A 12,331-nucleotide genomic window follows, 5' to 3' on the forward strand; every position below is an offset into this window, starting at 1 on the left:
CTTAAAGCTATCTCTTTGGCGCATTGATACTGCGCCAGGGCTATAGCGGGAACGCGGTACACGCTATGCGACATCGCGGTATTTTTTAATCCGAAAATAACGGCGCCCCAGACGCCAGCGTAAACGCAATGAGCTGGCATTGGTCCAAATCAGCCGCCAGATTCCACGATCGAAAAACTCACTGATGATAATACGTTTTTTCGCTTCATCTTTCATTTCATCGAACGTATGAATAATGCCAAGTCCCTCTTTGGCGATTTGCCAGCGACAGGCGGAGATGTTACGCGCCTTATCCGGGTAACGCTTATTGATGGCGTCCAGCATCTCAAGAATTTTCATGTAATGGCGCGCTGAGCGCATCAGCGTATCGTCATTGTCCGGCTTGTGCGACACCGATTCCGAATGAATGTAGTAGTCATAAAAGGATTCACTGGTGTACTGCACGCGTTCTGCAGCCAGCAGCACTTCCGTGGTCCAGGGAATATCCTGATGACGCAGCCCCGGTTCGAAATGAAAATTGTGCCGGGTAATAAATTCCCGGCGATAGATATTCAGCCAGGTGACGTGCAGAAATTTGCGCGAGTCGAGCGCGGTTTTCAGCCAGACGTGGCCCGGCAATACCGGTGTGGAAGATAAGCGCTCAGGTGGGAAAATAGGGTGGCTTTCACGGTTCTTTTCGTAAACATAGCGGCCATTACAGGTGGCAACATCAAGATTGCCTTTTTCAGCCATGTCCAGCAGCGTGCGGAACATCCCAGGGTAGAGCTTGTCGTCAATATCCGGGAAGGTCAGGTATTTACCTTTCGCAATGGCGAGGCCGGAATTTCGCGCGACGGAAACGCCCTGGTTTTCCTGCTGAATTAGCGTAACGTTTTGCATTCTGTCGCGCCAGGCATCGATAACGGTCAGGCTGTCATCGGTCGAACCATCGTTTACCAGGATCAGTTCATAGCTTTCAAGCTGCTGTTGTTCAATGCATTCAAAAAACTGTGCGAGAAATTTCCCGCCGTTATACACCGCGACCACGATGCTCAGTAAAGGGTTTTGACTCATAAAAGATCCGGTATCGGTAAGGTGCCTGTTACTCTTTGCCCAACTGGCGATATTGCTGACAGATTGTCTCCACGCTGAATTTTTCCAGCGCAGCCTGCTCAATAATCGGCGGGTTAGTGTAAATGCTTTGCATCGCCTGAGCCAGCGCAGGGCTATTGAGGTCTGCAAGCCCTTGCGCCAGCGGGCCCGTCAGGATCTCCGGGATGCCGCCCGGACAACGGGTACTGGCAACGGGAGTGCCCAGAATCAGCGCTTCTATGACCACATTGCCCAGGCCTTCGCTATCGGAGCTGAGTACCAGCATCCGTGCCTGCTTCATCCATGAATGTGGGTTGCTCTGAAAACCTTTAAACAGCACGCGGTCCGCCACACCCAGCTTTTCAGCCAAGGCGCGCAAACGCTCTTCTTGCTCTGGTTTGCCCTGGCCGAGCATCACTAACGGCGCGGTGATGTGACTCAGCGCATAGGCTTCAATCAGGCGGTCCTGACGTTTTCCGGGATGCAGGCGCCCGACGTGGATAATGTAATCCTGCCCGGCCATCTCAAAGGGAGCCTCGGCGCTTGCGCGGATCGCGGCAATATCAAAAGGGTTATAGATGGTTTTCAGTTGTGCAGGCTGAATGGTGAATTGTTCGACCAGGTCCTGCCCGACAGCGCTGGAGACGCTAACGATATTACGCCCCTGGTAAACGCGTTTAATTTTCTGCTGTTTTAGCCAGCGGTCAAAGCCTGTCCGGTGGCCAAGATAAGAGGTTGAAAACACGCCATGCAGACAGAACCAGAGGTTGTGCGAGCGCAGCGTTTTACTGCGCGACACAATACGATCGGTTTTATGCAGGTTAGATAACACCAGGTCGAAACGACCAGACCGTTCGGCAGCAATGACCGCATCGTCAAGCTGGCGCGCACGACGTGAAATCTCCGTCAGCTTACGCCAGGGCTTACGACATTTATCGGCGATAACCCGGTAATCCAGCCCCTCAGGCAGAGGATATTCGCAGACGTCGCGCAGGGAAAAGAGTGATACCTCATCGCCCTGGCGTAAAAAAGTCTCTGCGAGCGTCAAAACGACTTTCTCGGCGCCGCCGCCCGGTAATCCATCAATGATAAACAGTATGCGCATGGTCATTTCACCAGCTTCTGGTAAAGGGCAAGTAATTGCGTCGACAGACGCCCGGCGGTGCAGGACAAAATACGCTCCCGGGCATGCAGGCCTTCGCTGGAGCCTAACGCGCGTGCGGGGAGCGCCATAACGGCGTCCTGCAATGCGGGAATATCCAGCGCATCGCATACGTAGCCATTCTGCCCCTGCATTATGAATTCCTGGCCGCCGCAGCCGGTCGTGGTGATGACCGGTAAACCGCAGGCCATTGCTTCCAGAATCACATTGGGGAACGGATCGTAAAGGGTTGGCAGCAGCAGACCATCCGCCATTTGATAGAACGGTAGTGTCTCTGTTTGCATGCCAAAGAAATGCACCCGACTGGCGCAATTGAGCGATGCCGCCAGAGATTCGTAGCGACGCTGGTCTTTATCTTTGCCAACGACGAAAAGATGGCGATCCGTAGGGGCAATAGCGCGAATGGCCGCATCCAGTCCCTTACGTTCAAAGCCCGATCCGACATAGACCAGGCAGGTTGCCTGTAGCGGGATCCCGCGCGCTTGTCGCAGGGCTGCAAACGTCTCTTCATCTGGCGGCGTGAAACGCTGATTATCGATAGCGTTGTAAATCACGTGGATTTTTTCTGCCGGCAGGCCGAAATCCGCAATGATCTCCTGCTTTATCATCTCAGCGTTGCAAATGACGCCACGCAGATGGTCATGCTGGTACATCTCGCGTTCGGCATTCATCACATAACGGTGATAGCGGTCAGCGAACAACAAGGCTTGTTTCCAGCCGGGGAGAATTCGCGCGCGTTGCTCCAGCCAGCGGCGGTGCACGCCATCACCAGCGCGATACAGGTCGCACCCTGGGATGCGCTCATGGCTTTGCACAAGGTCGAACTGTTTGCTTTCCCAGAGTGCTCTTGCGGCATTGGCGAACCCGCGTTCGCGGCTGATGCGTCCCCATTTTCTGGGGTTACAGATATGAATGCGCCAGTCCGGCTTTACCGGCCCCTGCCACTCGCGGGTGATGACATTCAGTTCGAGATTGCTACTATCGAGCGCTTCCAGCGCGCGTGAGACAAAACGTTCCGCGCCGCCATCAGGGCGGTATTTCTGTCTGACCAGCGCCAGGCGAAATTTACTCATGCTAAAACCCTTCTTGCCGCGGCGATAACCTCTTCCTCAGGAATTAAATCCAGGTAGCGTTCATCAGTGCGGGTATCAATCGCATCCGGATCGGGAAGCGGGCCGTAATCGCCAGCCCAAATGACTTCGCCCTGAGCCTGCCAGGGACGCCAGAAGGTCAGTTTAGAGGGGCCAAACAAGGCAACCAGCGGCGTATTCAGCGCGGCGGCCATGTGCATCGGTACGGAATCGACGCCAATAAACAGGCGGGCGTGGTCAATCAGCGCACCGAGCTGGCGCAGCGTCAGTTTACCGGCCAGCGAGACCAGGCGTGCATCCGGGCAGCCTGCGATAATGGTATCGACCATCTGTTTTTCTTTGGCGTCCGGGCCAGAGGTGAGCACAACGGTGTATCCGTCAGCCGAGAGCGCGTTAATCACCGCGCTCATCCGATCCTCTCGCCAGCATTTAAAGAACCAGCGTGAGGTGGGTTGCACGACGATATAGCCCCCGGTTAATCCTTCTGGTAACAATGCTTTGCAGATCTGCCAGTCCGCCTCGCTATAGCCCATTTTGGCCGGGGCATTTTGTACCTCTATGCCCAGCGGCGCCAGAATGGAGAGATTTTGCTGGACCGTATGCAGGCTGTTATGGGCCTGCGTAGAAGCCAGAACGGTATGGCAAAAACGCCAAATGGGGTGACGGCGTTTCGGGAAATCAAAGCCGATGCGCTGTGGGGCGCCGGTAAAGCGGGTGACAATAGCGCTGCGCCATTGGTCGGCCAGGTTCAGTACCAGGTCGTAATGTTGCTTGCGTAAAGTGCGCAGAAGCCCCCATTCCATCGCAATCAGGTGCCGCTGCCCCTGTTTTTTCCATTTTCGGTCAATGCCGTAAATGTGATGGATATCTGTGTTGGCGGCGAGCATATCCCGTGTCTCTTCATACAGCAAAACGTCGATTTTAGCGTCAGGATAGCGCTGGCGAAGTGTCTGAATCACGGGTGTAATCAGCAGCATATCGCCATGATGGCGTAGCTTTATCACTAAAATGCGCGCAGGCATTTTGCTGTCGAAAGGGCGGGTTTCGGGCGTCATACGGTCTTCTTAATCCGATCACAAGCCTCTGATTCTAGGTTATCAGATGCATTGAGAGAAGCGTTGTATTGCTCTACCATGACCGGATAACTAAGCCTGAGGACAAAGACGTGCAGAAACCGGCATTTCTTATCACGATCGATACAGAGGGCGACAACCTCTGGCAAAAAAATGACAGTATCACTACGGAAAATGCGAAATATTTGCCGCGTTTTCAGGCTGTGTGCGAAAAGTATGGTTTTAAACCGGTCTATCTGACTAACTACGAAATGGCCATCGACCCGTTTTTTATTGAGTTTGGCCAGGACGTGATTGCCCGGGGGACGGCAGAAATCGGCATGCATTTACATGCCTGGAATAGCCCGCCAGAGACGCCGCTGACCGATAACGACTGGCGCTACAAACCCTACCTCATTGAATATTCCGACGCACTGATGCGGGAAAAGGTCGATTTTATGACCAAACTCCTGCAGGACACCTTCCAGACCAAAATGCGCAGCCATCGTGCCGGTCGCTGGGCCTTTGATGAACGTTATGCGCGTCTGCTGATCGAATATGGCTACGAGGTGGACTGTTCCGTCACACCAAAAGTGAACTGGAAAACCGCGAAAGGGGCACCCCAGGGAACCGGGGGTACGGATTATCGCCAGTTCCCGTTGCAGGCCTATTTTCTTGATGAAAACGACATCAGTAAACCCGGCAATTCGCCGCTGCTTGAGGTGCCAATGAGCATTCAGTTCAAGCACTCGGCGCTGATGAACAGTATCAAACAGGGCTACGACAAACTGCGCGGTAAATTGCGTTCGCCTTCTGTCCATTGGCTACGCCCGATGGGCGGCAATGTTGAGACGATGCAGCGGGTTGTGGAGCAGACGCTGGCGCAGGGCAACGACTACGTTGAGTACATGCTGCACTCGTCTGAATATATGCCGGGCGGGAGCCCGACATTTAAGAATGAACAGGATATTGAGCGTCTGTACGATGACCTTGAGTCCTTCTTTACATGGCTGCAGCCGCGCGTTCAGGGAATGACTCTGGCGGACTATTATCAGCAGAAAACATCAAAACTATAAGACTTATGCCCCACTGCCGCGTTGTGGGACACTCATGGGATTTGACTGATTTACGTTAAGTCACCATGTTTATGATGATAGTAATTACTCAGAAGAATACTCATGATCGAAAAGAAAAAAATCCTCTTTATCGCTGAAATGCTGGCAGGAAGAGGAGGTATGGAAAATGTTACTCGGCAGGTCATATTGCAATTAAATGCCGATCCTGAGTATTCGGCAGGTCTTTTTCTTCTTGATAGCGATTGCGAATTTTCCGCTTCGTCCTGGCGTGAAGGTATTGTTTGGGGACAAAGCAAAAGGATCACTCGTAACCCAAAAATTACACGCTTGATGCATGCTGTCATGCTGGCGTTATTTATTGCGAAACATAAACCAGATCATGTCATTGCGATGAACACCATTCCATGTCTCATTGCCAGGCGCGCAATTACGCTTTCTCGTGTAAAGACAGTTTTATCCACCTGGATGCATTTGCCGCCCAATGGCAGATATCGGCCTCGTTACCTGATGCGTGCTGACCACCATTTCGCCATCAGTAGGGACATTGCAAATCAACTGGTCGCATTAGGGGCGGCGCCAGAGTCTATCGACGTGGTATTTAACCCCGTCAGAAAGGTGGCGACTGTGATTAAGCGGCCCGAGAGTTTGAAGATGTTATACCTCGGCCGCATCCATTTCACCGGGCAAAAGAATCTTAAAGACCTGCTTGATGCTGCGAGCAAATTAACAACCACCTGGTCTCTCGATATTCTGGGGGACGGTGAGGATTATGCTCGATGCCTGGCCTATGCCGACAGCCTGGGAATTGCACAGCACATTACCTGGCATGGCTGGCAGGACAACAGTTGGGATTACATTGAGAAAAATATTAAAGAGGTTACCTGCCTGGTGCTGACCTCCTCAATGGAAGGATTGCCACTGGTTCTGTTAGAGGCCATCGCTCGTGGTATTTATTGTGTATCTTCTGATTGTGTCAGTGGTCCTTCGGATATCATTAAAGACGGCATCAATGGGCAACTCTATGAGACGTACAATGTCGATGAGTTAGTGAGTATCCTTGATGCGCCTGATTTTTGTAAAACACTGCCGGATCAGGAGATTGTGAAAGACAGTATCCATGATTTTTATGAAGATGCCTATATGACGAATTTCAAAAATATATTGCAGCAACGTAAGCAAGGTACATTATGAAGAATGTATCAATAAGAAAGAATTACCCAGAATTAAGTGCTAATCTGTTTTTTATCATGCTGGTACTGTCATTATCTACTACCCTTTTTACTATTGGTTTTTCTCAAAAAATATTTTATACGTTAGGTTATGTCTCTTTTTTCATTGTTTGCTATGCGTATTTTAAACGCCGTGAACTGTTTGCAGTCGTTACGCCAGTATTTCCCTTGATTTTGGCCTTACTGATAACTGGTGTCATTCGATATTGCTGGTTTGTTTATTCTAAGTCAGATACCTCAAATTTTAGTGAGTATGACCTTAATAATCTAAGGAATTATGATCTCAGTGGTAAACGCTTTATTTTGTCAGCGTTTATGATCGGTGCTGCATTGGTTTTATCTAAGTTTATTACAGCAAAAACCATTACAATTTGTAAAGTCATTCTTTTTGTGGCTATTGTTATAACCGCCGGTGTTGGCTGCTACGAATATTTTTATGTGACTCATGAGCGGATAAAATTAACGGCGGATGCAGCAAGCAGTTCATCGTATATGATTCTGATGGCTTATGCTTCTTATTTAGCGCTATCGAGGAAAACATCACAAGCCTTAGAGCATCTCTTTGACCTGTTTTATGCCGCGATCATTTTCGCGTTATTAATACTTTGTGAAACCCGGATTTCCGTTCTGGCATTTATTGTCGTGACAGTACTGTATCTCTTAATGAATGGCGATTTAAAAAGGTATGTAAAGGGTCGGACAATTATTATTGCTAGCTTTGTTTTAGCTCTCTTCATTATTGGTGTTACAAATCAACGCTGGGCCGAAGGGATAAAAAACATTGAAGATTATCAAACTAATAGCTCAACATCGTTGGGGGCAAGGGTAGCAATTTGGGACAGTGGTATTCACTTTGCCAGCCATCATTTTCTTTTCAGTACGCCATATCAAAGGACGACATTTGCGCAGTCATATATTAAGGAACACCATCCAGGTAATCTGGAGGGATATACCAATGTCAGATACAACATGCACAATGAATTCCTTGAAATATTAACCTTGCAGGGTGTTTTGGGGTTGCTATTTTTTGCTTTGATTTATCTTTCCTATCTGCGAGTTGCGATAACCAAAAGAGTATTTACGTCAGCGGCGCTACCACTATCCGTTATGTTTGTCTGCGGTCTGGCGGATTCCGTATTGATTAATGCTCAGACGGCTATGCTTTTCCTGATTTCGCTAACGTTATGCGCTATTTCTTTTAACAAGCAACGATAGTATGAGGGGGGAAACATCCCCCCTTAATTATGCATGACTGTTCGTCGTATGCTTATGCAGCATATGTCCAACGGCATCGATAATGTCACTGACTTTAATGGTTGAAATGGGGTGATATTTGTCCTTAGTCATGATCTGAACGGCTGCATCATATCCCGGACCCCAAATATCATTGTTATGATATTTACCATGCATCTCGTTACCATATAATGCAACAAGCGGTTTATTATACGTCGCAGCAATATGTACGATAGCGGTATCCGGCGATATGATCAGATCAGCATGGGCAATCAAAGCCATTGCGCTGTATAAAGTCGGGTGTGGATTTTTGTAAACCCCATCGGGTAACTCGATATCAAATCGCTTATTGGGATCAAAGTAGACTATATTATAATCAGGGTGTTTTTGACGTAGTTCAGAAAAAAGCTGCCGCACCTGCGTGACAGACATTTCTCTTTTAGCATCGGCAGCAAAAGGGTTAACGATAATATTTTTTGCATTAGGCAAGGTTTGTAGGAAAGCCGTTGTTTCGGTATTGATAGCATCCGGATAGAACAGTTCGTAAGCTGTACTGGAGTGGCTAAAATTTAGCTCATCCATGAGCAAGGCATAGCGATGAGTGATGTGTTCCTGATAACCCAGAAAGGCGATGGTTTTATTGTAGAGGTTATATTGTTCTTTATTAAAACCGAGAACGTTTTTCGCTTTAATTTTCTTTAAAAAATGGAAACTGGCGGGCGATATCTTATCACCCATATCGATCACCAGATCGTAATCCTCAGCCGCCAGTTCAGTCGTGATGTTTGGGTTATCATCGAAGTGTATTTTTCGGATGTGCGGATTGTGCTCAATCACCACAACATTACTGCGCGTTGCCAGAATATCAACCGTATAGCCGTTGGTCTTAAGTTCTCTGATCAGCGATGTTGAGACAATCATATCGCCAATCTTACCGTCGTTGCGCAGAAGCAGTACTTTACTGATCGCCCGCAAATCAAAGGGTCTTCTGACCGGTTCATCCCATATCCATTTTGCCATTCGCATGCGCAATGCTTTCATGAAATAGTTACGTTTCCGGTTCCATGCGCGTAGGGTCGCAAATTTTTTCTGCTTATGCGGTTTCATTATTTATTCCTGGATTTGAGCAATGTTCCTTAGGTGCAGGATTTACTGTGATGTCTGATGTGATACCGGGCCAGCAGACCACGACAATCTTATGCACAGATGCAGGTGGTGATAAAAGAGGAATAAGCATGCGTATTTTTCTAAAGGGAGTCGATATAGTGATCGTTTTTTAGAATTTCAAAAATACGATCTGCCGTGATTGTGTCCATACTTCGTGTTGCGCTAGTCATCTCGCGCTGGTTTTTACCGTAACCACCGATCAACCCTGGGTCTGTTGGCCCGTAGAGCGTCAAATTCGGGCGATCCAGTGCCGCCGTTAAATGACTCAGACCGGTATCGACGGAAACCACAAACTTTGCCCCGGCCAGCACCTGAGCGACGTTCTCCAGGCTCATGCGTGGCAGGACATCAACGAAATCATAGCCCTCGGCAAGGCGTTTTGCCCGTGCCTCTTCATGCGGCGCGCCCCAGGGAAGCTTAATACGCAGACCGCTGTTAGCCAGCAGGCCAATCAGCTCGCGCCAGTGGCTCTCAGGCCAGTGTTTATCATCACGCGTTGTGGCATGTAAAAAGACAGCATACGGCGTTTTCAGGCCGCTGCTATTGGGAAAATGGCGGGCAATGGCGTAATCACCCTGAGTTTGCGGTTTGTCGTAGCCCAGGCTTTTCGCGAACAGTTCACGGGTGCGTTCCACCGCATGCTGCTGCTTTGCAATGTGGTGACGACGGTTATAGAACAGGCTCGCCAGCGGTTCACGCGCGGTTTGCCAGTCCATCCCATGTTTGATGCCGTGGGCCAGGCGTGTCACCAGCGCGGCGCTTTTTACCAGCCCTTGAGCATCGATGATAACGTCGTAATATTCGGCCTGCACGGCGTGACGAAATGCGCGACGCTCTGCTTTTACAGGCGCAGAAAACCACGCTTTACGCCAGCGGCGAATCGCCACGGGAATAACCCTGTCGACCGCATCATGCCACGACGGGATTTGCGCAAAATTTTCTTCTACCACCCAGTCAAAGCGAATACCTGGAATGGCCCGCACCGCGTCAGTTAACGCAGGCAGGGTATGCAGTACATCACCCATTGAAGAGGTTTTAACGATAAGAACCCGCATGCGTTATCCTTCTTCATTCAGCAACAGCGTGTTTAGCTCGCTCAATACCTGCTGCGGGGTAATGTCGATCAGGCTCTGATGATAGCCTTCGGCGGCATCGCCTTTGCGTACTTTGTGGTAGCCGGTAATCAGGCGAATCACCCGCGCTTTGTGCGACAGCGGTGGCGTGAAATCCGGGCTGCTTGGCCCATAAAGTGCGACCAGCGGGCGATTGAGTGCTGCGGCAACATGCATCAGGCCAGAGTCATTGCTGACGACCGCTTTACAGGACGCGAGCAGAATGACCGCCTGTTCCAGTTGGGTTTCTCCAGCCAGATTACGGCACCAGGCCTGCTGTTCAACGCTTAGCGTCGCGAGAATCTGATTGCCTGCTTCATGATCTTTCGCCGAACCAAACAGCACAATTTGGAAGCCTTCATCAATTAGCTGTTTTGCCAGTTCCGCATAGTGATAGTGTGGCCAGCGCTTGGCCGGACCAAACTCAGCGCCGGGGCAAAAACCGATCAGCGGACGTTCTGCTGAGAGGCTAAAGGCAGCACAGGTCTGGCCTTTTTCGCTTTCAGTCACCTGTAACTGCGGCCACAACAGCGGTTGCGGCAAATCTTTCGCCGATGCCATCACGCCTTTATCGTAGGCCAATGCAACATAGCGTTCGACCATTAGCGGCCAGGCCTGCTTGTCCAAAACACGCACATCGTTCAGTAAGCCGTAGCGCATTTCGCCGCGCCAGCCGGTACGGTGAGGCACGTTGGCAAAGAACGGCACCAGCGCCGATTTAAAGGAGTTTGGCAGGACGTATGCCCGGTCATAGCGTTTTTCCCGCAGGCTGTGACCCAACTTACGGCGTTCGCCAAGTTCCAGCGCGCCGTGGCCCAGCGGCATCGGAATCGCCTCGTTGACTTCCGGCATCCGCGATAACAGCGGACGGCACCATGCGGGTGCCATCACGTCGATAATCGCCTGGGGGTAGCGCGCTTTGAGCGTGCGATAGAGACTTTGCGACATCATCATGTCGCCCACCCAGGACGGGCCGATCACCAATATTTTCATTCACTTCATCCTTCAAGCTGTCTCTGCGTTGGCTGCCTTTGTTCACCCCAGTCACATCGTTATTCTATGCTCCTGGGGACTCACTCAGTTGCCGTCTTGATACCGCTTTAATGATTTTATGAATGGGTGCCGTTATCGCGGTTCAGCCAGGCCATATATTCCGTTACGCCTTCGGCAACGGTTTTGAATGGCTTGTCATAGCCCGCGGCACGCAGGTTGGTTAAGTCAGCCTGGGTGAATGCCTGATAGCGGCCTTTCAGTTTATCCGGGAACGGAATGTATTCGATGCTGCCTTTTTTGTGGAACGCCAGCGTGGCATCGGCCACGGCCTGGAAAGATTCCGCACGGCCGGTCCCGAGGTTGAAAATACCGGATACGCCATTTTCCCAGAACCACAGGTTGACGGCAGCCACGTCGCCTACATAGACGAAGTCGCGTTTGAAGCTGTCGCTGCCTTCAAACAGTTTCGGGCTTTCGCCATTATTCAACTGGGTGTTGAGGTGGAACGCTACGCTCGCCATGCTGCCTTTGTGCCCTTCGCGCGGCCCATAAACGTTGAAATAGCGGAAACCGACAACCGGAGAGTTGGCTTCCGGCAGGATCTGGCGCACATACTCATCGAACAGGAATTTAGAGTAACCGTAGACATTCAGCGGTTTTTCATATTCACGTGATTCGATAAAGTCGCTGGTGCGCCCGCCGTAGGTCGCCGCAGAAGAGGCGTACAGGAACGGAATTTCACGTTCCAGACAGTAGTGCAGAACCTCTTTGGAGTACTGATAGTTATTATCCATCATGTACTTACCGTCCCACTCAGTGGTAGAGGAGCAGGCGCCTTCGTGGAAAATAGCCTCGATATCGCCGAATTCTTCACCCGCCATAATCTGGATAAGGAAGTCTTCTTTGTCCATGTAGTCGGCAATATCCAGATCCACCAGGTTCACAAACTTGGTGCCGTCTTTCAGATTGTCCACCACCAGAATGTCGGTGATGCCTTTATCATTCAGGGCTTTAACGATATTGCTGCCGATAAAACCCGCGCCGCCGGTAACGATAATCATAACTATGACCTTTGAATTGTGGAGCTCCGAGACTATCTCAGACACTAATGATTCTTATCATACCATCTCATTGCCAGCCCGACA

The 12,331-nt window shown here is 50.3% G+C and carries 11 protein-coding genes; 3 read left to right on the forward strand and 8 right to left on the reverse strand.

Translation table 11 applies throughout. The features are described from left to right. Positions 1-63: 63 nt before the first annotated feature. Genes MRY16398_RS00625 through rfaQ form a run of 4 tightly spaced genes read right to left on the reverse strand, consistent with a single transcriptional unit; the run spans position 64 to position 4,379 of the window. Positions 64-1,053 (reverse strand): glycosyltransferase, encoded by a 990-nt coding sequence (locus tag MRY16398_RS00625; RefSeq protein WP_071195073.1) that lies wholly within the window; start codon positions 1,051-1,053, stop codon positions 64-66. Positions 1,054-1,081: 28 nt separating this feature from the next. Further along, on the reverse strand, positions 1,082-2,176 hold the full coding sequence (locus tag MRY16398_RS00630) for a glycosyltransferase (protein WP_125125616.1): 1,095 nt from the start codon (positions 2,174-2,176) through the stop codon (positions 1,082-1,084). 2 nt (positions 2,177-2,178) lie between these two features. Beyond that, complete coding sequence (locus tag MRY16398_RS00635) at positions 2,179-3,306, reverse strand: glycosyltransferase family 4 protein (RefSeq protein ID WP_125123719.1); 1,128 nt, start codon at positions 3,304-3,306, stop codon at positions 2,179-2,181. Further along, positions 3,303-4,379: a putative lipopolysaccharide heptosyltransferase III gene (gene rfaQ / locus MRY16398_RS00640; RefSeq protein WP_125123720.1), complete on the reverse strand. Its 1,077-nt coding sequence runs from the start codon at positions 4,377-4,379 to the stop codon at positions 3,303-3,305. Before rfaQ ends, MRY16398_RS00635 begins: the two co-directional genes overlap by 4 nt. Before the next feature lie 110 nt (positions 4,380-4,489). On the opposite strand from rfaQ, the gene MRY16398_RS00645 reads away from it, so the two are divergent. The 3 genes from MRY16398_RS00645 to MRY16398_RS00655 all read left to right on the forward strand — a co-directional run bounded on the left by MRY16398_RS00645 (position 4,490) and on the right by MRY16398_RS00655 (position 7,896). Then, positions 4,490-5,452 carry a polysaccharide deacetylase family protein gene (locus tag MRY16398_RS00645; protein WP_079496897.1) on the forward strand — a complete coding sequence of 321 codons (963 nt, stop codon included), beginning with the start codon at positions 4,490-4,492 and terminating at the stop codon, positions 5,450-5,452. Between the two features lie 102 nt (positions 5,453-5,554). Further along, positions 5,555-6,643 (forward strand): glycosyltransferase, encoded by a 1,089-nt coding sequence (locus MRY16398_RS00650; RefSeq protein WP_039080124.1) that lies wholly within the window; start codon positions 5,555-5,557, stop codon positions 6,641-6,643. After that, complete coding sequence (locus tag MRY16398_RS00655) at positions 6,640-7,896, forward strand: O-antigen ligase family protein (protein WP_110296560.1); 1,257 nt, start codon at positions 6,640-6,642, stop codon at positions 7,894-7,896. Before MRY16398_RS00650 ends, MRY16398_RS00655 begins: the two co-directional genes overlap by 4 nt. A 27-nt stretch (positions 7,897-7,923) precedes the next feature. Here the strand turns inward: MRY16398_RS00655 and MRY16398_RS00660 are convergent, their stop codons facing one another. The 4 genes from MRY16398_RS00660 to rfaD form a co-directional block, all read right to left on the reverse strand. Next, positions 7,924-9,021: a glycosyltransferase family 9 protein gene (locus MRY16398_RS00660; protein WP_039080125.1), complete on the reverse strand. Its 1,098-nt coding sequence runs from the start codon at positions 9,019-9,021 to the stop codon at positions 7,924-7,926. A gap of 140 nt (positions 9,022-9,161) precedes the next feature. Continuing rightward, a complete protein-coding gene (rfaC, locus tag MRY16398_RS00665) occupies positions 9,162-10,136 on the reverse strand; it encodes a lipopolysaccharide heptosyltransferase RfaC (RefSeq protein ID WP_125123721.1) in 975 nt (324 codons plus the stop codon). A gap of 3 nt (positions 10,137-10,139) precedes the next feature. Next, a complete protein-coding gene (rfaF, locus tag MRY16398_RS00670; RefSeq protein ID WP_071195066.1) occupies positions 10,140-11,186 on the reverse strand; it encodes an ADP-heptose--LPS heptosyltransferase RfaF in 1,047 nt (348 codons plus the stop codon). A gap of 116 nt (positions 11,187-11,302) precedes the next feature. Further along, entirely contained in the window at positions 11,303-12,247 is a 945-nt protein-coding gene (rfaD, locus tag MRY16398_RS00675) for an ADP-glyceromanno-heptose 6-epimerase (RefSeq protein WP_039080128.1), read from the reverse strand. Positions 12,248-12,331: the final 84 nt, after the last annotated feature.

This window comes from Phytobacter sp. MRY16-398, assembly GCF_003925915.1.
Classification (GTDB): Bacteria; Pseudomonadota; Gammaproteobacteria; order Enterobacterales; family Enterobacteriaceae; genus Phytobacter; species Phytobacter diazotrophicus.